23 protein-coding genes are annotated in these 20,237 nt (G+C 67.8%); all 23 read left to right on the top strand.

What is annotated here, in order from left to right; all coding sequences use genetic code 11:
• Nucleotides 1-13: 13 nt before the first annotated feature.
• The 23 genes from fliS to D5301_RS07470 all read left to right on the top strand — a co-directional run bounded on the left by fliS (nucleotide 14) and on the right by D5301_RS07470 (nucleotide 20,179).
• Nucleotides 14-430, top strand: a complete 417-nt coding sequence (fliS, locus tag D5301_RS07580) for a flagellar export chaperone FliS (protein ID WP_153855275.1) — start codon at nucleotides 14-16, stop codon at nucleotides 428-430.
• Nucleotides 427-720 (top strand): hypothetical protein, encoded by a 294-nt coding sequence (locus D5301_RS07575; protein WP_010485909.1) that lies wholly within the window; start codon nucleotides 427-429, stop codon nucleotides 718-720. The genes fliS and D5301_RS07575 overlap by 4 nt, the downstream gene beginning before the upstream one ends.
• The gene (locus D5301_RS07570; RefSeq protein WP_032127386.1) at nucleotides 717-1,295 is read left to right on the top strand and encodes a PilZ domain-containing protein; all 579 of its coding nucleotides are present in this window, start codon (nucleotides 717-719) and stop codon (nucleotides 1,293-1,295) included. Before D5301_RS07575 ends, D5301_RS07570 begins: the two co-directional genes overlap by 4 nt.
• A 91-nt stretch (nucleotides 1,296-1,386) precedes the next feature.
• On the top strand, nucleotides 1,387-2,019 hold the full coding sequence (locus D5301_RS07565; RefSeq protein ID WP_324187303.1) for a response regulator transcription factor: 633 nt from the start codon (nucleotides 1,387-1,389) through the stop codon (nucleotides 2,017-2,019).
• A gap of 322 nt (nucleotides 2,020-2,341) precedes the next feature.
• Nucleotides 2,342-3,751 (top strand): RNA polymerase factor sigma-54, encoded by a 1,410-nt coding sequence (rpoN, locus tag D5301_RS07560; RefSeq protein WP_153855274.1) that lies wholly within the window; start codon nucleotides 2,342-2,344, stop codon nucleotides 3,749-3,751.
• A gap of 14 nt (nucleotides 3,752-3,765) precedes the next feature.
• The gene (locus D5301_RS07555) at nucleotides 3,766-4,143 is read left to right on the top strand and encodes a response regulator transcription factor (protein WP_010485922.1); all 378 of its coding nucleotides are present in this window, start codon (nucleotides 3,766-3,768) and stop codon (nucleotides 4,141-4,143) included.
• A complete protein-coding gene (locus D5301_RS07550; RefSeq protein ID WP_180847605.1) occupies nucleotides 4,140-5,645 on the top strand; it encodes a sigma-54 dependent transcriptional regulator in 1,506 nt (501 codons plus the stop codon). Before D5301_RS07555 ends, D5301_RS07550 begins: the two co-directional genes overlap by 4 nt.
• Before the next feature lie 185 nt (nucleotides 5,646-5,830).
• Nucleotides 5,831-6,247, top strand: a complete 417-nt coding sequence (locus D5301_RS07545; RefSeq protein ID WP_153855273.1) for a hypothetical protein — start codon at nucleotides 5,831-5,833, stop codon at nucleotides 6,245-6,247.
• A gap of 492 nt (nucleotides 6,248-6,739) precedes the next feature.
• Nucleotides 6,740-7,105 (top strand): flagellar hook-basal body complex protein FliE, encoded by a 366-nt coding sequence (fliE, locus tag D5301_RS07540; protein WP_005409552.1) that lies wholly within the window; start codon nucleotides 6,740-6,742, stop codon nucleotides 7,103-7,105.
• A 13-nt stretch (nucleotides 7,106-7,118) separates the two neighbouring features.
• Nucleotides 7,119-8,765 carry a flagellar basal-body MS-ring/collar protein FliF gene (fliF, locus tag D5301_RS07535; RefSeq protein ID WP_153855272.1) on the top strand — a complete coding sequence of 549 codons (1,647 nt, stop codon included), beginning with the start codon at nucleotides 7,119-7,121 and terminating at the stop codon, nucleotides 8,763-8,765.
• A gap of 7 nt (nucleotides 8,766-8,772) precedes the next feature.
• Nucleotides 8,773-9,759: a flagellar motor switch protein FliG gene (gene fliG, locus D5301_RS07530; RefSeq protein WP_024958226.1), complete on the top strand. Its 987-nt coding sequence runs from the start codon at nucleotides 8,773-8,775 to the stop codon at nucleotides 9,757-9,759.
• Nucleotides 9,756-10,397, top strand: coding sequence for a FliH/SctL family protein (locus D5301_RS07525; protein ID WP_110712221.1), 642 nt, complete (start codon nucleotides 9,756-9,758; stop codon nucleotides 10,395-10,397). Before fliG ends, D5301_RS07525 begins: the two co-directional genes overlap by 4 nt.
• On the top strand, nucleotides 10,394-11,779 hold the full coding sequence (locus D5301_RS07520) for a FliI/YscN family ATPase (protein ID WP_088435729.1): 1,386 nt from the start codon (nucleotides 10,394-10,396) through the stop codon (nucleotides 11,777-11,779). Before D5301_RS07525 ends, D5301_RS07520 begins: the two co-directional genes overlap by 4 nt.
• A 3-nt stretch (nucleotides 11,780-11,782) precedes the next feature.
• The gene (gene fliJ, locus D5301_RS07515) at nucleotides 11,783-12,250 is read left to right on the top strand and encodes a flagellar export protein FliJ (RefSeq protein WP_110712220.1); all 468 of its coding nucleotides are present in this window, start codon (nucleotides 11,783-11,785) and stop codon (nucleotides 12,248-12,250) included.
• Nucleotides 12,250-13,386, top strand: coding sequence for a flagellar hook-length control protein FliK (locus D5301_RS07510; RefSeq protein WP_153855271.1), 1,137 nt, complete (start codon nucleotides 12,250-12,252; stop codon nucleotides 13,384-13,386). Before fliJ ends, D5301_RS07510 begins: the two co-directional genes overlap by 1 nt.
• 192 nt (nucleotides 13,387-13,578) lie before the next feature.
• On the top strand, nucleotides 13,579-14,094 hold the full coding sequence (locus tag D5301_RS07505; protein WP_324187284.1) for a flagellar basal body-associated FliL family protein: 516 nt from the start codon (nucleotides 13,579-13,581) through the stop codon (nucleotides 14,092-14,094).
• Nucleotides 14,095-14,104: 10 nt separating this feature from the next.
• Nucleotides 14,105-15,109 carry a flagellar motor switch protein FliM gene (fliM, locus tag D5301_RS07500; protein WP_049431106.1) on the top strand — a complete coding sequence of 335 codons (1,005 nt, stop codon included), beginning with the start codon at nucleotides 14,105-14,107 and terminating at the stop codon, nucleotides 15,107-15,109.
• Nucleotides 15,106-15,441 (top strand): flagellar motor switch protein FliN, encoded by a 336-nt coding sequence (fliN, locus tag D5301_RS07495; RefSeq protein ID WP_005409543.1) that lies wholly within the window; start codon nucleotides 15,106-15,108, stop codon nucleotides 15,439-15,441. Before fliM ends, fliN begins: the two co-directional genes overlap by 4 nt.
• Nucleotides 15,438-15,857, top strand: coding sequence for a flagellar biosynthetic protein FliO (gene fliO / locus D5301_RS07490; RefSeq protein WP_110712217.1), 420 nt, complete (start codon nucleotides 15,438-15,440; stop codon nucleotides 15,855-15,857). Before fliN ends, fliO begins: the two co-directional genes overlap by 4 nt.
• A 1-nt stretch (nucleotide 15,858) precedes the next feature.
• The gene (gene fliP / locus D5301_RS07485) at nucleotides 15,859-16,638 is read left to right on the top strand and encodes a flagellar type III secretion system pore protein FliP (RefSeq protein WP_049421888.1); all 780 of its coding nucleotides are present in this window, start codon (nucleotides 15,859-15,861) and stop codon (nucleotides 16,636-16,638) included.
• 59 nt (nucleotides 16,639-16,697) lie between these two features.
• Nucleotides 16,698-16,967: a flagellar biosynthetic protein FliQ gene (locus D5301_RS07480; RefSeq protein WP_012510965.1), complete on the top strand. Its 270-nt coding sequence runs from the start codon at nucleotides 16,698-16,700 to the stop codon at nucleotides 16,965-16,967.
• A gap of 13 nt (nucleotides 16,968-16,980) precedes the next feature.
• Nucleotides 16,981-17,772, top strand: coding sequence for a flagellar biosynthetic protein FliR (gene fliR / locus D5301_RS07475; protein ID WP_153855270.1), 792 nt, complete (start codon nucleotides 16,981-16,983; stop codon nucleotides 17,770-17,772).
• Between the two features lie 274 nt (nucleotides 17,773-18,046).
• Entirely contained in the window at nucleotides 18,047-20,179 is a 2,133-nt protein-coding gene (locus D5301_RS07470) for a bifunctional diguanylate cyclase/phosphodiesterase (protein ID WP_110712215.1), read from the top strand.
• Nucleotides 20,180-20,237: the final 58 nt, after the last annotated feature.

Raw genomic sequence — 20,237 nt, 5'->3', positions numbered from 1 at the left:
AGGAGAATCACGAATGTACGGTTCCAGCCGTCAATATGCCGAGCAGTACCGCCAGGTGGGAGTGACCAGTGCGGTTGCCGACGCCGATCCGCACAAGCTGGTGGCGATGCTGCTGGCCGGCGCGCTGGAGCGCGTGCGGCGCGCCCAGGCCAGCCTCGAGCGTGGCGACCAGGCCGGCAAGGGCAAGGCGATCGGCGAAGTCTGCGCGATCGTCGGCCACCTCAACGGCTCGTTGGACCATGAGGCCGGTGGCGAGATCGCCGGAAATCTGTCGGCGCTCTACGACTACGTGCTGCAGCGCCTGACCGAGGCCAACCTGCACAACGACCGCGCCGCCCTCGATGAGTCCCTGCAGCTGCTGGGCGAGATCGACAGCGCCTGGAACGCCATTCCGATGGAGCAGCGTCGCCCCGCTGCGGTGGCGCCATGAGCCTGCACGAACTGCACGCGCAATTGGATGCCTTCGAGAAGGCCCTGGGCGAAGAGTCCCTCGACCAGGCCGACAGCCTGCTTGATGGCCACGACAGCACCCTGCATGCCCTGCTCAGCCAGCCGCTGACCGCAGCCGATCACGCACCGCTGACCGCGCTGTTCGAACGCCAGCAGAACCTGCTCGGCCTGCTGCGCCAGCGTCGTGATGCAGTGGCCGCACTGATGAACGATGGCCAGCGCTCCCTTCGCGCGGCGCATGCCTACCTGCAGGCAGAATCACTCGCATGACCCAACTGCCGACCACGTCGCTGCACCACCCCGCCGAAAGCGAGCTGTTCGACGAAACGCTCAGCTGCGAGCTGGCCTTGCCGGCCGAGTTCCAGGCAGGCAGCGCCGCCGGTCGTACCAGCAGTGCCGAAGGCCTGCTGCGCAGCCTGGCCCTGGTCGAGGACAGCCGCGTTGACGAGCACGACGACCGCAATGAGTCCAGCCTGCAGTTGCAGCGGCTGGAAGCCAAGGTGGATCTGGCGATGGTGCTGCTCGGCCGGCTGGTGCGCCAGCAGGGCCAGGAACTGACGCTGCGCCCCGTGCGCTGGTCACGCCGCGGCATCCGCCTGCAGCTGGGGCCGCGCAGCGGCGCCAGCCCTGGTCAGGCCGGCCTGGTGCGTCTGCAGCCCAGCGACTGGCTGCCTGACCATATCGACCTGCCCGTGGAAGTGATCGCCGAAGCGGCGGACGGTGGCGGTGGTCACTACCTGTGGCTGCGTTTCCAGCGTCTTGGCGATGGCCTGGAGATGGCAATGGAGCGGCATCTGTTCCGCCTGCATCGCCGCCAGGTGGCCGAAGCACGCCGCGCCCGCTGAAACCTGCCACCATGACGCCGGATGGGCAACCCTTGGCGCGCCCGTTCAGCTAAGTTAAGGTGGACTCCCCTCACGGACCTCCAACGTGCCTGTGCGAGTTCTCATCGTCGACGATCACACCCTGGTCCGCGCCGGCCTGGCGCGGCTGCTGCAGGGGTTTGCCGACGTGCAGCTCGTCGCCGAGGCCAGCAATGCCGAGCAGGCACTGCAGCTGGCCCTGCAGCACGCCCCGGACGTGATCCTGATGGACCTGTCACTGCCCGGCCGCACCGGCCTGGAAGCCCTCAGCGACATCCGCCTGCGCGCCCCCGGCACGCGGGTGGTGATGATGACCATGCACGACGACGCCGCCCACGTGCGCGATGCACTCGATCGCGGTGCGGTCGGGTTCCTGGTCAAGGATGCCGCACCGCAGGAGCTTGAACTGGCGCTGCGTGCCGCGCACGCCGGCCAGGTGTTCCTGAGCCCGCAGATCTCCGCCAAGATGCTAGCACCGATGCTCGGTCGCGAGAAACTCACCGGCATCGCCGCACTGTCGCCGCGCCAGCGCGAGATCCTGCGCCGCATCGGCAAGGGTGAGAGCAACAAGGAAATCGCCGCCGACCTCGGCATCAGCGTCAAGACGGTGGAAACCCACCGCGCACGCATGATGGAGTCGCTGGGCTGTCGCCGCGCCAACGATCTGCTGCTGCTGGCCGCGCGCCACCAGCACGAGCTGGAGTGATTGCCTGCCAGTGGGGTCAGATCCCTTTCCCATGGAAAGGGATCTGACCCCGCGACACCCCTCATCTGCGACGAATTCCCGTCACCCTGACAGGCCCCGACAGGAATCCGTACACGGCGCAGCCCGATCAACCCGGCACCCACACCGGGAATCAGCAACTTAGCGGCGACCATCGTCAACATTCCGCGATAATGTAGGGAATACCCCTACACCCTGTCAGGACATTCACGAAGCCCCTCAGGAACCCCCTGATTCCGCCCCCGCCGGATCAAAAGCAAGATGCGTTCCACAAGGCGCCGGGGAGCGGTGCCGGGGAACCACGATGAAGGCTGCACTCTCGGCCCAGCTGGGCCAACAACTTCACCTCACCCCGCAGTTGCTGCAGTCGATCCGGCTGCTGCAGCTTGATGGCCTGCACCTGGAACAGGAAATCCAGCGCCTGCTGGACTCCAACCCGCTGCTGGAGATCGAAGAGGCTGAAGCACCCACCGCCGAAGCCACCGAGGCCGGCGCCACCACGCTGGAAACCGCTGCGTTCGACGAGCTGCCCGAGTCGTCGATGTGGGACGTGGCCGGCGCCAGCTGGCAGGACGGCGACGACGACCGCATGGCGCGCATCGCCGCCGGCGAATCGAGCGACCCGCAGCTGCGCGTGCTGCAGCGCCTGTCGCTGGACATGGATGACCGCAAGCTGGCCGTGGCCGCCTTCTGGCTGGACCATTGCGATGAGGCAGGCTACCTGCAGGCACCGCTGGACCAGCTGCAGCTGCTGGCCAGCGCCCAGTTCGACATCGCCGCCGACGGCGTGGAAGCCATCCGTCAGCAGCTGCTGCATGGCGAGCCGGCCGGCATGGCCGCTCAGGACCTGCGCGAAGGCCTGCAGGCACAGCTGCGCAGCCTGCACGGCGTAGTCCCCGCCCGCCACCTGGCGGCACGCATTCTCGATGGCGCGCTCGACGCGCTGGCCGCGCACGACTACCCCGCCCTCGCCCGCCTGCACGACGCCGAGATCGACGACGTGCGCGAAGCCGTGCGCCTGATCCTCTCGCTGCAGCCGCGCCCGGGTGACAGCCTGCTGCCCGAACGCAATGCCGTGGTGGTGCCGGACGTGGTCGCCTGGCACGCCGACGACCAGTGGAAGGTGGCGCTGAATCCGGCGACCAGCCGCCGCGTCTCGATTAACAGCCAGTACGAACAGGCCCTGGCCGAGACCAGCGAGGCCGCACCGGCACTGCGCGAAATGCTGCAGGAAGCGCGCTGGTTCAGCCGCGGCCTGTCGATGCGCTACGACACCCTGCTGCGCACCGCGCGGGTGATCGTCGAGCGCCAGGCCGCGTTCCTGGTGCGTGGCGAGGAGGCCATGGCGCCGCTGACCCTGAAGGAAGTGGCCGAGGAAATCGGCATGCACGAGTCCACCGTCTCGCGCATCACCACCGGCAAGTTCCTGCAGACCCCGCGCGGCACCTTCGAACTGAAGCACTTCTTCGCCGTGCGCCTGGAAGGCGCCAGCGTCTCCGGCCAGGCCGTGAAGGCCATGGTCCGCCGCCTGATCGACGCCGAACCGGCCGGCCGCCCGCTGGCCGACGAGGCCATCGCCGGCCTGCTGTCGCGCCAGGGGGTGAACATTGCCCGCCGAACCGTCGCAAAATACCGAGAACAACTGGACATCGCCCCGGCCCGTGAACGGCGCCGGCTTGGCGCCAGGCAACCGCAGCTGGCCCGGGTGGGCTGAAAAGGATGTTGGACATGAACAAGCTCACGGTCCTGCTGGTCGATGACCACGAGGGCTTCATCAACGCGGCGATGCGCCATTTCCGCAAGATCGATTGGCTGCAGATCGTCGGCAGCGCCGGCAACGGCCTGGAAGCGATCGAGCGCTCGGAAACGCTGCGCCCGCAGGTGGTGCTGATGGACCTGGCGATGCCGGAAATGGGCGGCCTGCAGGCCACCCGCCTGATCAAGTCGCAAGACGATGCACCGTACATCGTGATCGCCAGCCACTTCGACGACGCCGAGCACCGCGAACACGCGCTACGCGCTGGCGCCGACAATTTTGTCAGCAAGCTGTCCTACATCCAGGAAGTCATGCCGATCCTGGAAGGCCTCAGGGAGGATCGATCGTGAGCGAATCGCGCATCCTGGTGCTGGACAACGACGCCGTGCGCGCAGAGCGCACCGTTGCCCTGCTGGAATTCATGGATTTCAACCCGCGCTGGGTTTCCGACGCGGCCGACTTCGACCTGGGCCGCCAGCGCCAGAACGACTGGATGGCGGTGATCGTCGGCACTCTGGACGACAACGCCGACAGCACCGCACTGTACAACTGGCTGGGCGGCAGCAGCCTGCCGCCGCCGGTACTGCTGGCCGACGGTGATGCCGCAGCCTTTGCCCACCAGCACGGCCTGCACGAAGCCAACATCTGGCCGTTGGAAACCCCGCTGCGCCATGCGCAGATGGAAGCCCTGCTGCGCCGCGCCAGCCTCAAGCGCCTGGATGCCGAGCACCAGGCCGGCGCCGCGCAGGACCAGGGCCCGACCGGCAACGGCCCGGCGGTGACCGAACTGCGCACCATGATCGAACAGGTGGCCGCATTCGACACCACCGTGCTGGTGCTGGGCGAATCCGGTACCGGCAAGGAAGTGGTGTCGCGCGCGATCCACCAGCGCTCGCCGCGCCGTGATGGCCCGTTCGTGGCGATCAACTGCGGCGCCATTCCGGCCGACCTGCTGGAAAGCGAACTGTTCGGCCACGAAAAGGGTGCCTTCACTGGCGCACTGACCGCGCGCAAGGGTCGTTTCGAAATGGCCGAAGGCGGTACCCTGCTGCTGGACGAAATCGGCGACATGAGCCTGCCGATGCAGGTGAAGCTGCTGCGTGTGCTGCAGGAGCGCAGCTTCGAGCGCGTCGGTGGCAACCAGACCATCCGCTGCAACGTGCGCGTCGTTGCAGCGACCCACCGCGACCTGGAAACCCGTATTGCCGAAGGCAAGTTCCGCGAGGACCTGTTCTACCGCCTCAATGTGTTCCCGATCGACGTGCCCGCCCTGCGCGAGCGTCGCGAAGACCTGCCGGCACTGGTCGAAACCATTGCCGCGCAGCTGGCCCGTACCGGCCGCGGCGAAGTGCGCTTCACTCCGGAAGCCCTGCAGGCACTGGCCGGCTACGAGTGGCCGGGCAACGTGCGTGAGCTGACCAACCTGGTCGAGCGCCTGGCGGTGCTGCATCCGGGCGGTTCGGTGCGCGTGCAGGACCTGCCGGCCCGCTACCGTGGCGACGCTGCACTGGCAGCGGTGGCCGCACCGGCACCGGTACAGCCGACGGCGAGCGAAGAACGCCTGGACCTGCGCAGCTTCTCGTTCCACACCCCGGGCGGCGGCAGCCAACCGGCACTGGAGCACGGCATTGCCGTCAATCGCGCCGCAGCACCGGCGGCGCTACCCGATGAAGGCATGGACCTGCGCAACCACATGGCCAACATCGAACTGGGCCTGATCAACGAAGCACTGGAACGCACCCAGGGCGTCGTCGCCCACGCCGCCCAGCTGCTCGGCCTGCGCCGAACCACCCTGGTGGAAAAGCTGCGCAAGTACGGCATCGAACGCGAGCAGGCCGAACTGGCCGGCTGAAGCTCGCGACCAGCATGAAGGGGGCACGAACGCCTGGGCTTGCCCGGGCGTTGGTGCTTCCAGTACCTGGGGTCAGATCCCTTTCCTGCGGAAAGGAATCTGACCCCATTGCATTTGCACGTTTTCCTAAAGACATCACCGCCGCAGTGCGGAGCATGGCAAGGACATCCCAAGGAGCTCCGACCATGCATCGCCTCACCCTGCTCGCCGCCCTGCTCTTCCCGGCCCTGGCCACCGCCGCCGACTGCACCCTGCCCACCACGCTGGACCAGCGCCAGTTCACCAACCTCAGCGACCCGCTGTACCAGCCAGATAATCCGAATGCCGGACGCATGGTCCAGCTCAGCTTCGCCGGCAACCAGTACGTGCTGGACATCCTCGGCACCGATCTGCGCATCGGCGGCAGCTACCGCTACCAGCGCCTGGCCCCGCACATCGCCGAGATCCAGATGACCGAAGCCCACCCGGCAGGCCCTGCCCGCTACACCCTGCTGCTGACCTGCCTGAGCGACCGCCAGGGCCGCTTCATCTACACCCAGCACGACGGCCCCATCGCACCGCGCCAGCGCCAGAATTCCGGCCGCTGGACCCTGCAGCCATAGGCCAGAAAACCGACGCCGGTTAAATGGCGCCTCGTCGACACCTCGTCCACACATGACCATGGGGTCAGAGCCCGTTGCGCAGCAACGGGATCCGACCCCAGAAGAGCCGTGTCGACCAAGGTCGACACCCACCAAGAGCAGCCCATGCAATTCCGACAGATCGCGGGAAACTGTCGAAGGCGGGGTGGGTCCGGTTGCGGGGGTGTCCGCGGCATGGATGCCGCGGCCAAGCCCCCAGGGACGGGTTTACGGCGTCCCCCGCAACCGGATCCACCGCGCCACCCCACGGATAGCCAGCTTCTGCCGTTGCTTCGGCTTCGGCCGTTGCTGCTGAGGTTGCCGGCCAGCGGCCGGCGCTACCGCGGGGAGCGGGGTGCAACCCCGCACGCACACCCAACCTCCTCACTTCACTGAATCGAAAACCGGTTTCGGCACGGCACTTGCACCTGCTCCAGCAGACAACCCCATCCCCTGTTTCTGGAACCGTTGCAGATGTCCCACTCCGTCACTTCGATCCTTTCGCAGATCCGCTCCTATCAGACCCAGATGGGACAGCCGGCGCTCAACCCGCTGGGCGAAACGCCGCGCAGCAATGCCCTGCCGGGCACGGTGCTGGACGCACCGCAGGCCCAGCCGGCCAGCTTCACCGAAACCCTGCGTGGTGCGATTGCCGGCGTCAACGACGCGCAACAGAAATCCGGCGCCCTCGCCAAGGCCTTCGAAATGGGCGACCCCAGCGCCGACCTGGCCAAGGTGATGGTCGCCTCGCAGCAGTCCCAGATCGCCTTCCGCGCCACCGTGGAAGTCCGCAACCGTCTCGTCCAGGCTTACCAGGACGTGATGAACATGCCGCTGTAAGGAACGTTGACGCATGGCACTGACGCTCTCCAAGGACAGCCTGAACGCCGAGAAGGCCGGGCAATGGTTCGACCGCCTGCAGAGTCTGCAGATCACCCGTCGGCTGGGCCTGATGGCGATGATCGCGGTGGCGGTGGCGGCAGGCCTGTCCGTGTTCTTCTGGTCGCAGAAGCCCGGCATGGTCCCGCTGTATACCGGCCTGGACCAGAAGGCGACCGCTGAAGCGACCGACCTGCTGCGCGCCGCGCAGATCCCGTTCGCGCTCGACCCGGCCACCGGTGGCATCACCGTGCCGGAAAAGAACCTGCACGACGCCCGCCTGAAGCTGGCCGGCTCCGGCCTGACCGACAGCGGCAAGCTCGGCTTCGAGCTGATGGAGCGCGACCCGGGATTCGGCGTCAGCCAGTTCGTGGAAAGCGCGCGCTACCAGCATGCGTTGGAAACCGAGCTGTCGCGCACCATCAACACGCTGCGCCCGGTGCGCGATTCGCGCGTGCACCTGGCCATTCCCAAGCCCAGCGCCTTCACCCGGCAGCGTGACGTGGCCAGCGCCTCGGTCACCCTGGAACTGCGTGGCGGCCAGCAGCTGGAACGCAGCCAGGTCGACGCCATCGTGCACATGGTCGCGGCCAGCATTCCGGACCTCGCTCCGGAACGCGTGACCGTGGTCGACCAGAGCGGGCGCATGCTCAGCATCACCGACCCGAACAGCGAGGCGGCGGTCAATGCGGCCCAGTTCGAGCAGGTCCGCCGCCAGGAAACCTCGTTCAACCAGCGCATCCGCGAGCTGCTGGAGCCGATGACCGGTCCTGGCCGCGTCAATCCGGAAGTGAGCGTGGACATGGACTTCTCGGTGACCGAGGAAGCCCGTGAGCTCTACAACGGTGAACCGCAGAAGCTGCGCAGCGAGCAGATGAGCGAGAACACCACCAGCACCCCGGGCCCGCAGGGCGTGCCGGGCGCGACCAGCAACAGCCCGCCGGGCCAGCAGGCCGCACCGGCCACTGCGCAGGCCCCGACCGAAAGCAGCAAGAACGCGACCCGCAACTACGAGCTGGACCGCACCCTGCAGCACACCCGCCAGCCGGCCGGCCGCATCAAGCGCGTCTCGGTGGCGGTGCTGGTGGACAACGTGCCGCGCGCCGGTGCCAACGGCAAGATGAGCCCGCAGCCGCTGTCGGCCGCCGAACTGACCCGCGTCGAGGCGCTGGTCAAGCAGGCCGTCGGCTTCAACGCCGAGCGTGGCGACACCGTGTCGGTGATGAATGCCCCGTTCGTGCGTGACACCACGCCGGTCGAAGGCCCGGCATGGTGGGAGCTGCCGTGGGTGCACGACGCCGGTCGCATGCTGCTGGGTGCCGTGGTAGTGCTGGCATTGCTGTTCGGCGTGCTGCGCCCGGCCCTGCGTGCGATCACTGGCCAGAACAAGAAGGACGACCCGCAGGCACTGGAACCGCATACCGCGGACGTGCAGCTGGTCGATGACGATGGCATGCCACTGCCGGCGCTCGGCGCCGACCGGGCCAGCCTGGGCGGGCCGGATGCGCTGGCCCTGCCGGTGGATTCATATGAGGAACGACTGCGGATGGCGCGTGAAGCCGTGAAGACCGACTCCAAGCGCGTGGCCCAGGTGGTCAAGGGTTGGGTGGCCAATGACTGAGGCGCCACTGACCGGTGTGCAGCGCGCGGCTGTGCTGCTGCTGTCCCTGGGTGAGCTGGACGCAGCCGAAGTGCTGCGCCACATGGAACCCAAGGAAGTGCAGAAGATCGGCATCGCCATGGCCACCATGACCGACATCACCCGCGAACAGGTGGAACGGGTGATGGACCAGTTCGGCCAGGAACTGGGCTCGAAGACCTCGCTGGGCGTGGGCTCCGACGACTACATCCGCAACATGCTGGTGCAGGCGCTGGGCAGCGAGAAGGCCGGCAACCTGATCGACCGCATCCTGCTCGGCCGCAACACCACCGGCCTGGACGCACTGAAGTGGATGGACCCGCGTGCGGTGGCCGATCTGGTGCGCAACGAGCACCCGCAGATCATCGCCATCGTGATGGCGCACCTGGAAACCGACCAGGCCGCCGACGCGCTGAAACTGCTGCCGGACCGTACCCGCGTGGACGTGCTGCTGCGCATCGCCACCCTCGACGGCATTCCGCCGAATGCGCTGAATGAACTCAACGAGATCATGGAGCGCCAGTTCGCCGGCAACCAGAACCTGAAGTCGTCCAACATTGGCGGCGTGCAGTGCGCGGCCAACATCCTGAACTTCATGGACAGCGGCCAGGACCAGGCGATCCTGGGCGAAATCGCGCGCATCGATGCGCCGTTGAGCAACCGCATCCAGGACCTGATGTTCGTGTTCGACGACCTGGTCGACCTCGACGACCGCGAAATGCAGCTGGTGCTGCGTGAAGTGAGCGGCGAGCGCCTGGGCCTGGCCCTGCGCGGTGCTGACATCAAGGTGCGCGACAAGATCACCCGCAACATGTCGCAGCGCGCGGCGGAAATCCTGCTGGAAGACATGGAAGCCCGCGGCCCGGTGCGCTTGTCCGACGTGGAAGGCGCGCAGCGCGAGATCCTGGCCATCGTCAAGCGCATGGCCGATGAAGGCACCGTCACCATTGGTGGCAGCGCGGAGGCCATGCTGTGAGCAACGTCGTGCGCTGGCTTGCCCCGGACCTGCTGGCCCAGCCCGAACCGGCACTGGAGCAGGAGGATGCGTTCGAGCTCACCGAGCCGGACCCGGAACACGAACCCGAACCGCCGCTGCAACTACCGACCCTGGAGGAGATCCAGGCGATCCAGGACAGCGCCGAGAAGGAAGGCTTCCAGCACGGCCATGCCGAAGGCTACGGCCAGGGCCAGGCCGAAGTGCGTCGCCTCGCTGCGCAGATCGAAGGCATCCTCGACAACTTCAGCCGACCACTGGTGCGGCTGGAGAACGAAGTGGTCGGCGCACTGGGTGAGCTGGCGGTGCGCATCGCCGGTGCGCTGGTCGGTCGCGCCTATGAAGCTGACCCGGCACTGCTGGCACAGCTGGTCGGTGAGGCGATTGACGCGGTGGGTGGCAGCACCCGGGAAGTGGAAGTGCGGCTGCACCCGGATGACATCGCCGCCCTCGCCCCGTTGCTGAGCCTGCCGCCGCAACAGCGCCTGGTGCCCGATACCAGCCTGAGCCGTGGCGATCTTCGCGTGCACGCCGAAGCGGTGCGCATCGACGGCACCTTGGAAGCCCGCCTGCGCGGCGCGCTGGACGCGGTGATCCGCCAGACCGGAGCCAATGCATGACCCCCGATCCACAGCCGACGCCGCCACCGGCCGACTGGGCCATGGCCCGCAACCTGCGCCTGGCCCGTCGCCTCGATGGCCTGCGTGTGGATACCGCCCATGGCCGCGGCCTGATCCGCGAAGGCGTACTGCGCCGCGCGGTCGGCCTGACCCTGGAAGCCGTCGGCTGCGAGGCGCCCCTCGGCGCCAGCTGCAAGGTGGAAGTGGTTGATGGTGGCTGGGTCGATGCCGAAGTGGTCGGCTTCGCCGGCGAGCGCACCTACCTGATGCCCAGCGCAGAGCTGCATGGCCTGTTGCCCAATGCGCGGGTGGTGCCATCGGCGCGCCGCGGTGGCGTGGAAGTGGGCGAAGGCCTGCTTGGCCGCGTCATCGACAGCGACGGCGTGCCGCTGGATGGCAAGGGCCCGATCCGCGCCGAAGGGCATGTCGGCATGGCCGGCGTCTCGATCAATCCGTTGGCGCGTGAACCCATTACCCAGCCGCTGGACGTGGGCGTGCGCGCGATCAACGCGCTGCTGCCGATCGGCCGCGGCCAGCGTGTCGGCCTGTTCGCCGGTTCCGGCGTCGGCAAGTCGACGCTGCTGGGCATGATGACCCGCTACACCGCCGCCGACGTGATCGTGGTCGGCCTGATCGGTGAACGTGGCCGCGAAGTGCGCGATTTCGTCGAGACCACGCTGGGCGAAGAAGGCCTGCGCCGCGCCGTGGTGGTCGCCAGCCCCGCCGACCGTCCGCCGCTGGCGCGCCTGCACGGCGCCTACCGTGCCACCGCCATCGCCGAGTGGTTCCGCGATCAGGGCCTGAACGTGCTGCTGCTGATGGACTCACTGACCCGCTTCGCCCAGGCGCAGCGCGAGATCGGCCTGTCGGTGGGCGAACCGCCCACCACCCGCGGCTACCCGCCGTCGGTGTTCGCCAAGCTGCCGGCACTGGTCGAACGCGCCGGCAATGGTGCCAAGGGCCGCGGCTCGATCACCGCGTTCTACACCGTGCTGACCGAAGGCGACGATCCGCAGGATCCGATTGCCGATGCGGCGCGCGCGATCCTCGACGGCCACATCCTGCTGTCGCGGCGCGTGGCCGACAGTGGCCTGTACCCGGCCATCGACGTTGAATCGTCGGTCAGCCGCGTGGTCACGGAAATCGCCGACGAACCGTGGCGCCTGCGCATCCGCAAGCTGAAGCGGCTGGTCTCGGCCTACTCGGCCAACCGCGACCTGATCGCCATCGGCGCCTACCAGCGCGGCAACGACGCGGCCACCGACGAAGCCCTGGAGCGCTGGCCGGAAATCATGGAGTTCCTCGGCCAGGACGTTGCCAAGGCCGCAGATCTCCCGCACAGCCAGGCGGCACTGCAGCGCCTGGTGGAACAAGAGAGTTAAGCCATGAACCAGTCCAAGCGCATCGATCCCCTGCTCAAGCGGGCCCAGGAACACGAGGACGCGGTTGCCCGTGACCTTGCCGAACGCCAGCGCGTGCTCGACACCCATCTATCGCGACTGGACGAACTGCGCCGCTACGCCGAGGAGTACGCCAACGCCCAGATGGCGGCGACCAGTCCGGCGCAGCTGCTGAACCGGCGTGCCTTCCTCGACCGCCTCGACAGCGCGGTGGAGCAGCAGCAGCGCACCGTGGATGGCAACCGCGAAAAAGTGGAAGCCGAGCGCGCGCGGCTGATCCTGGCCAGCCGTGACAAGGCCGTGCTGGAACAGCTGGCTGCTAGCTACCGCGCACAGGAAAAGGTGGTGACCGACCGCCGTGACCAGCGCGAGATGGATGACATTGGCGCGCGTCGCGCACGACTGGTGCAGGCCGAAGACCAGGACGGCACCGAGCAGGGAGGCCGCTCGTGATGCCCACCCCATTGGCCGGCAGTTCCAACGCGCAGCCACAGAATTCCGGCAGCAGCGCAACGCGCGCGCCACGCGGTGACGGCAGCAAAGAGTTCAGCCAGCTGCTGCAGGGGGGCGCCACGGGCGCCGATGCGCCTGCCAAGCCGTCGAGTACGCCGACGCCGTCCACGCAGAGTCCAGCGTCCGACAGCAACGGCCAGGCCGGCGCCGATCGCAGGCCGGACAGCGCTGCCGCCCCCGACGAGCCCGCCGCCACGGTGCCCGCAGCACCGGCCAAGCCGGTTGCCGAAAAGGACACCCCGGCCGCGAGCGAGGAAGCCCCTTGGCCACCGCTCGGCCTGGCCGGGCTGGTGCTGGCGATACCGGCGCCTGCCGATCCTGCCAGCGCTCTGCCAGCCGCGGCAGTGACGGCCAGCGACGCAGGCGGCAACGCCCTGCCCGCACCCGCTGCAGCGCCGGTCGCAGCGGCCCTGCCGTCCATAGCGGCGGCTGCCACATCGTCCACCGCCAGCAGCGCCACTGACCAGGCGGCCACGCTGCCGTTGCCTGAGATGGTGCTGCCCGGCAAGCGCAGCGAGCGTGGCGAAGGCAGCGACGCATCCCTCATCGGCGACCGCGCCATGGCGCCGCTGCTGCATGCGCCGGGCAACGCGGCCGTGCAGGATCTGAAGGCCGCGCTGGCCACCGGCAATGCCATCTTCAATGGCGAGCCGACGCCGAAGCCGGTGCTCGGTGACGATGGTTTCGACCAGGCCATAGGTGCGCGCCTGGGCTGGCTGGCCGACCAGAAGATCGGCCACGCCCACATCCGGCTGAGTCCGGATGACATGGGCCCGGTGGATGTTCGCCTGCAGTTGAACGGCGACAAGGTGCACGCCAGCTTCAGCAGTCCGCACGTGGAGGTGCGCCAGGCATTGGAAAGCAGCCTGCCACGCCTGCGTGAACTGCTGGGCGAACAGGGTTTCCAGCTGGCCCACGCCGATGTTGGCCACCAGGGCCCCGGTGGTGACGGCAATGCGTCGGGCCAGGCCGGTCGTGGCGGCATCGCGGGTGACGGAGAACCGTCGCCGGGTGACACCAGCGTGTCGTCCACTCAGTTGATCCGCCAGCGCGGGCTGCTGGACGCGTACGCCTGACAGACGTGCCAACCAAGGTTGGCACCCACCAGAGCGGGACGGTTGGCACCTACCCGTATCGCGTTGGTGGGTGCGGAGCTTGCTCCGCACGGCCCCACCGGCACCCCGACGGAATTCCGTCGCCCCCCTCTGCCCCGGCTCCGGCACACCCCTTGCATATCCCGGTGAAGCAACCCTCAGGAGCTTCACCTCGTGGCCGCAGCCGCTGACAAAACCAAGAAGACCGCCGAGAAGGACAAGACCGCCAAGCCGCGTAGTCCGATCCTGATCACCGCATTGGTGGCCGTGTTGGCCGCCGCTGCCGCCGGTGGCGGCGTCTGGTTCTTCACCCAGTCCAAGCACGAAGACAAGGCCGCGCAGGCCCCGAAGAAGACCACGACCCCGGCACCGGCCCAGTACTTCGCGCTGGACCCGGCCTTCGTGGTCAATCTCAACGGCCCGGTCGACGGCCCGCGCTACCTGCAGCTGGAAGTGCAGCTGATGACCCGCGACCCGGCCGCACTGGAAGCGATCAAGACGCATGCCCCGGCCATCCGCGCACGCCTGCTGATGCTGTTCTCGCAGGTCAGCCCCGACCAGATCGCCGACATCGCCGGCAGGCAGAAGCTGCAGGCCGCATCGCTGGCCGAAGTGCAGAAAGTGCTCAAGGCCGAGACCGGCAGCAACGGCGCCGACGATCTGCTGTTCACCAGCTTCGTGACCCAGTAAGGGCCCACCGATGAATGACCTGCTGTCCCAGGATGAGATCGATGCCCTGCTCCACGGCGTGGACAGTGGCGCGGTCGAAACCGATCCGGAACCGCCGTCAGGCGAGGCGCGTTCCTACGACTTCGCCAGCCAGGACCGCATCATCCGCGGTCGCATGCCGACCCTGGAAATGGTCCACGAGCGCTTCGCGCGCCTGTGGCGGATCGGCCTGTTCAACCTGATCCGCCGTTCGGCGGAACTGTCTGTGCGTGGCATCGAACTGATCAAGTTCAACGACTACATGCACTCGCTGTATGTGCCGACCAACCTGAACCTGATCCGCTTCAAGCCGCTGCGCGGTACCGGCCTGATCGTGTTCGAGCCGACCCTGGTGTTCGCCATCGTCGACAACTTCTTCGGCGGCGACGGGCGCTACCCGACCCGTATCGAAGGCCGCGAGTTCACCGCCACCGAAATGCGGGTGATCCACCTGCTGCTGAAGCAGACCTTCGCCGACCTGCGCGAGGCCTGGGCACCGGTGATGGACGTCGACTTCGAGTACATCAACTCGGAGATCAACCCGCACTTCGCCAACATCGTGACGCCGCGCGAGTACGTGGTGGTGTGCCGCCTGCACGTCGAGCTCGACGGCGGTGGCGGCGACATCCACGTGACCCTGCCGTACTCGATGCTGGAGCCGATCCGCGAACTGCTCGACGCCGGCATCCAGAGCGACCGCAATGATCGCGACGAGAGCTGGGGCCAGACCCTGCGCGAACAGCTCAACATCGCCGAGGTGACCCTGTCCAGCGTGCTGGCCAGCAAGCGCATGACGCTGCGTGACCTGACCCAGCTGAAGGTCGGCGACATCCTGCCGATCGAGCTCAGCCCGCAGGTGCCGCTGTGCGTGGAGAACATCCCGGTGTTCACCGGCGAGTTCGGCATCGCCAACGGCATGAACGCCGTGAAGATCACTGCTACCCATCCGCCGGGCACCCGCCCGCGCGTACCCGTCATCCAGGAAGACCCGCAATGAACGATATCGACGCCCTCGAACCCACCCCGGCCCAGTTCAGCAGCCTGCAGGCCGATGAGGCGAACGGTCCGGACCTGAACCTGGACGTGATCCTTGACGTGCCGGTGACCCTGTCGCTGGAAGTCGGTCGCGCCCGCCTGCCGATCCGCAACCTGCTGCAGCTCAACCAGGGCTCGGTGGTGGAACTGGAACGCGGCGCCGGCGAATCGCTGGATGTCTTCGTCAACGGCACCCTGATCGCCCACGGCGAGGTGGTGGTGATCAACGACCGCTTCGGCGTGCGCCTGACCGACGTGGTCAGCCCGAGCGAGCGGATCCGGAGACTGCGTTGAGCCTGCTGGCCTCCACCCTGCTGGCGGTCGGCAAGACCGCCGCTCCGGTCGGCCCGCAGATCGGCCAGCACGCAGCCGCCGCACCGAGCCTGTTCGGTGCGGTGCTGGCGTTGCTGGCAGTGCTGGCGCTGGTCATCGGCCTCGGCTGGCTGCTCAAGCGCCTGCCCGGCAGCGGCTTCCGCCCGGCCGAAGGCATGAAGGTGGTCGCCAGCCTGAGTGTCGGTGCCAAGGAGCGCGTGGTGGTGGTCGAGGTCAATGGCCAGCAGCTGCTGCTGGGCGTCACCGCTGGCGGCATCAACACCCTGCACACCCTGCCCGAACCGCTGCCGCCGCCCGCGCCGGTGCGCGTGCCGGACTTCAAGAATCTTCCGAATTTCGCCCAGCTGCTTCAACAGCGGCTGCGCAAGGACCCCTGACATGCGTGTCACCCGTACCCGTCTTGCCACCCTGATGCCGTGGCTGCTGATGCTCGCCCTGTGCCTGTTGCCGGCGCTGGCATTCGCCGCACCCGGTGCCCCGACCACGCCGCTGCCGGACATCAATGTCGGCAAGATCGGCGGTGCGCCGGTCAGCCTGCCGCTGCAGACCCTGCTGCTGATGACCGCGATCACCCTGATCCCGTCCATGCTGCTGGTACTGACCTCGTTCACCCGCATCATCATCGTGCTGGGCCTGCTGCGCCAGGCACTGGGTACCGGGCAGACGCCGTCCAACCAGGTGCTGCTGGGCCTGGCCCTGTTCCTCACCGCAATGATCATGCTGCCGACCTGGGACAAGGCCTGGAGCACCGGCATGGCGCCGTACCTCAACGGCGAGATCGACTTCCAGACCGCCTGGACGCTGACCACCACGCCGCTGCGCGCCTTCATGCTGGCGCAGATCCGCGAGACCGACCTGATGACCTTTGCCGGCATCGCCGGGCATGGCACCTACGCCAGCCCCGATGCGATCCCATTCCCGGTGCTGGTCGCCTCGTTCGTCACCAGCGAACTGAAGACCGCCTTTGAGATCGGCTTCCTGATCTTCATCCCGTTCGTGATCATCGACCTGGTGGTGGCCAGCGTGCTGATGTCGATGGGCATGATGATGCTGTCGCCGATGCTGGTGTCGGCACCGTTCAAGATCCTGCTGTTCGTGCTGGTGGATGGCTGGGTGCTGACCGTGGGCACGTTGGCGGCGAGCTTCAATCCGGCCTGATATCCCCCGCAAAGCGCAGTCGAGCATGGCTCGACGCTACATAAGCAGATGGAACCCGAATGACTCCCGAACTTGCCCTGACCGAACTGCGTGGCGGCCTGATTACTGTGTTGTGGGTGGCCGGCCCACTGCTGCTCACCGTGCTGGTGGTCGGCGTGGTGGTCGGTGTCGTACAGGCTGCGACCCAGCTGAACGAACCGACCATCGCCTTCGTCGCCAAGGCAGCGGCGCTGACCGCGGTGCTGTTCGCGCTGGGCAGCCTGCTGATCGGCCACCTGGTTGAATTCACCACGCTGCTGTTCCAGCGCATCCCGCACCTGATCGGCTAGGACACGCGCCTCGATGGACGCCGCCACCCAGATGGCTGCCGACGGCCTGCAGGCCTTCGGCATGATCGGCACCGTGCTGTGGACCATGCTGCGCATCGGCGCAGTGGCCATGGCCATGCCGATGGTTGGTACCCGTGCCGTTCCCGCGCGAGTGCGCGTGGTGCTGGCTGGGACCCTGGCCATCGCGCTGGCGCCGCTGCTGCCGCCGGTTCCGGACTGGACCGGTTTCGATGCCCCCACCGTGCTGACCATCGCCCGTGAACTGGCCATCGGCGTGGCCATCGGCTTCCTGCTGCGACTGGTGTTCGAAGCCGGCGCGATGGCCGGTGAACTGATCGCCCAGGGCACCGGCCTGGCCTTCGCGCAGATGAGTGACCCACTGCGTGGCGGCACCTCCGGCGTGATCGGCCAGTGGTTCTATCTGCTGTTCGGCCTGCTGTTCTTCACCGCCAACGGGCACCTGGCGCTGATCTCGCTGGTGGTGGACAGCTACCGGGCGCTGCCGATCGGCGCCCCGCTGCCGGACCCGCACGCCTTCTTCAGCATCGCCCCGACCTTCCTGCTGACCGTGCTGCGCGGCGCACTGACCCTGGCGATCCCGCTGACCGTGGCAATGCTGGCGGTGAATCTGGCGTTCGGCGTCCTGGCCCGTGCCGCCCCGGCGCTGAACCCGATCCAGCTCGGCCTGCCGGTCTCGCTGCTGCTGGGCCTGTTCCTGCTGGCGCTGCTGGCCGGGGAAATGGGCCCGCCGGTACAGCGCCTGTTCGATGCCGCCTTCCAGGCTGCGGACGCGGTCACACACTGACCCTGTCATCACGCATTGCCGCTTGCCATGCATTCGTTTCTGTAGCCGAACCCATGCTCGGCTGCCATTGGCCGGAACACTAGCCGAGCATGGACTCGGCTCTACAGGGGGCGCAATTTCACGCTTTGCTGCTTGCCCTTCCCCCGGGTCCGCGCGTTAGAGTGAATGCGCGGCAACCGGGGGGATGCCGCACGTGGCCGCCGCCCTGCGTCGGCCTGCCTCATGCATGCCCCACCGTGGTTTCCGTCGACAGGCAGGTCCGGGAGACTGACGAATGCTGGTAGGCACGTACAACCCGTGGCTGGTGGCGATCTCGCTGCTGGTTGCCGTGATGGCTTCGTACACCGCGCTGGCCATGGCCGGGCGCACGGTCACTGCACCCGGCAAGGGCGCGGCCTGGTGGTGGCGCCTCGGTGGTGGCTTCGCCATGGGCCTGGGCATCTGGTCGATGCACTTCATCGGCATGCTCGCCTTCGACCTGCCCATTCCGCTCGGCTACGACCTGCCGATCACCCTGCTTTCCCTCGCATTGGCGATCGCCTCATCGGTGTTCGCGCTATGGCTGGTTTCACTGCGCACCCTGCCCCACCCGCGGTTGGCCGGTGGCGCACTGCTGATGGGCACCGGCATTGCCGGCATGCATTACGTTGGCATGGCGGCGATGCGCATGCAGCCTGGCATCGACTACGACCCGGGCTGGCTGTTGTTCTCGCTGATGGTAGCGGTGGCCGCCTCGTGGACGGCGCTGTACGTGGCGTTCCGCCTGCGCGCGCAGCGCACCCGTGTCGGCGACCGGCTCGCGGCTGCCGGCCTGCTCGGGCTGGCCATCGTTGGCATGCACTACACCGGCATGGCCGCCGCGCGCTTTCCGGAAGGCAGCATCTGCGGCGCAGCCGTCGGCGACGGGCTGCAGAGCGAATGGCTGGCCATGCTGGTGGTGGTGCTGACCGTCGCCATCCTGGCCGTGGTGCTGGTGGTCTCCTGGCTGGACCAGCGGGTGGAGGCGCAGTTGCTGCGCCTGCGCAATTCCCTGTTGAGTACCTCGCTGACCGACGCCCAGCAGGAACTGACCCAGGCCGCACTGCACGATCCGCTTACCCGCCTGCCCAACCGCCTGCTGCTGCAGCGTCGCATCGTGCAGGCGCTGGCCGAGGCCGAACAGGGCGGCAGCCGCTTCGCGGTGATGTTCATGGACCTGGATGGCTTCAAGCAGGTCAACGATGCCTATGGCCACCAGGCCGGTGATGCACTGCTGGTGGCGGTGGCCGAACGCACGCGCCAGCTGCTTCGGCCCAACGACATGCTGGCCCGTCTGGGCGGTGACGAATTCGTATTGGTGGTACGCATCGAGCACGATGAGGACCTGCCGACCCTGGCTCGGCGCATCCTGCAGGCGGTCGGCAGCGGTCCGTTGCTGGCCGACAACGAACTGCAGGTGACCGCCAGCATCGGCGTGGCGATCTGTCCCGACCACGCTGCCAGCGAGCGACAGCTGATGGCCTTTGCCGATGCAGCGATGTACCAGGCCAAGGAATCCGGACGCAACGCCTTCGTGCTGTTCGCCGACTGGATGAATGACAGCGCCGAACAACAGTTCCGGCTGCTGGCCGACCTGCGCCGGGCCATCGGCAGCGAGCAGCTGTTCCTGCACTACCAGCCGAAGATCCAGGTAGCCACGCAGAAAGTGGCCGGTGCCGAAGCGCTGATCCGCTGGCGCCATCCGGAGCATGGCCTGATCCCGCCGGACCGCTTCATCCGGCTGGCCGAACGCAGCGGTGCGATCAACGACATCGGGCGCTGGGCGCTGGACCAGGCCTGCCTGCAGCTGCGGCGCTGGCACGATGCCGGCCACGAGGGCTGGTCGATGTCGGTGAACCTGTCGCCGGTGCAGTTCAGTTCGCCGCACCTGCTGCAGGATGTGCGCGAAGTGATCGAACGCTACGACATTGCCCCACGCCACCTGGTGCTGGAAATCACCGAAAGCACGGTCATGCGCGATACCGATGCCAGCCTGCGCCTGCTGCAGGCGCTGTCGGCGCTGGGCGTGGGCATCTCCATCGATGACTTCGGCACCGGCTACTCCAGCCTGCTGTACCTGAAGCGGCTGCCCGCCACCGAGATCAAGATCGACCATGCCTTCGTACGCGATCTGGAGCACAGCGCCGAGGATGTGGTGATCGTCTCGGCGATCGTGGCACTGGGCCACGCGCTCGACATGGACATCGTGGCCGAGGGCGTGGAGACCGCCGCACAGCGCGCCTACCTGGAGCGCCTGGGCTGCGACTTCCTGCAGGGCTACCTGCTCGGCCGCCCAGTCGACGCGGCGCGCTTCATGCAGCTGCATGACCTACCCCGGCCACGGGTGGAGCTGGCGCAGAGCCCGCCGACGCAGCACCCGCCCGGCTGACACCGGGCCGCGCGCCCACCGGGCACGCCCCGGGGCTGCCGGTACCTGCTCTGGTAGG

This window comes from Stenotrophomonas sp. MH181796 (genome assembly GCF_009659995.1).
GTDB lineage: Bacteria > Pseudomonadota > Gammaproteobacteria > Xanthomonadales > Xanthomonadaceae > Stenotrophomonas > Stenotrophomonas riyadhensis.
The sequence above is the reverse complement of the archived record's forward strand: the minus strand, read 5'-3'. Positions and strand labels throughout refer to the sequence as shown.

Coding starts and splice junctions, on each gene's coding strand:
- fliS (WP_153855275.1), top strand. CDS start 14: ATGTACGGTTCCAGCCGTCAATATGCCGAGCAGTACCGCCAGGTGGGA.
- D5301_RS07575 (WP_010485909.1), top strand. CDS start 427: ATGAGCCTGCACGAACTGCACGCGCAATTGGATGCCTTCGAGAAGGCC.
- D5301_RS07570 (WP_032127386.1), top strand. CDS start 717: ATGACCCAACTGCCGACCACGTCGCTGCACCACCCCGCCGAAAGCGAG.
- rpoN (WP_153855274.1), top strand. CDS start 2,342: ATGAAGGCTGCACTCTCGGCCCAGCTGGGCCAACAACTTCACCTCACC.
- D5301_RS07555 (WP_010485922.1), top strand. CDS start 3,766: ATGAACAAGCTCACGGTCCTGCTGGTCGATGACCACGAGGGCTTCATC.
- D5301_RS07545 (WP_153855273.1), top strand. CDS start 5,831: ATGCATCGCCTCACCCTGCTCGCCGCCCTGCTCTTCCCGGCCCTGGCC.
- fliE (WP_005409552.1), top strand. CDS start 6,740: ATGTCCCACTCCGTCACTTCGATCCTTTCGCAGATCCGCTCCTATCAG.
- fliF (WP_153855272.1), top strand. CDS start 7,119: ATGGCACTGACGCTCTCCAAGGACAGCCTGAACGCCGAGAAGGCCGGG.
- D5301_RS07520 (WP_088435729.1), top strand. CDS start 10,394: ATGACCCCCGATCCACAGCCGACGCCGCCACCGGCCGACTGGGCCATG.
- fliJ (WP_110712220.1), top strand. CDS start 11,783: ATGAACCAGTCCAAGCGCATCGATCCCCTGCTCAAGCGGGCCCAGGAA.
- D5301_RS07510 (WP_153855271.1), top strand. CDS start 12,250: ATGCCCACCCCATTGGCCGGCAGTTCCAACGCGCAGCCACAGAATTCC.
- fliM (WP_049431106.1), top strand. CDS start 14,105: ATGAATGACCTGCTGTCCCAGGATGAGATCGATGCCCTGCTCCACGGC.
- fliN (WP_005409543.1), top strand. CDS start 15,106: ATGAACGATATCGACGCCCTCGAACCCACCCCGGCCCAGTTCAGCAGC.
- fliP (WP_049421888.1), top strand. CDS start 15,859: ATGCGTGTCACCCGTACCCGTCTTGCCACCCTGATGCCGTGGCTGCTG.
- D5301_RS07480 (WP_012510965.1), top strand. CDS start 16,698: ATGACTCCCGAACTTGCCCTGACCGAACTGCGTGGCGGCCTGATTACT.
- fliR (WP_153855270.1), top strand. CDS start 16,981: ATGGACGCCGCCACCCAGATGGCTGCCGACGGCCTGCAGGCCTTCGGC.
- D5301_RS07470 (WP_110712215.1), top strand. CDS start 18,047: ATGCTGGTAGGCACGTACAACCCGTGGCTGGTGGCGATCTCGCTGCTG.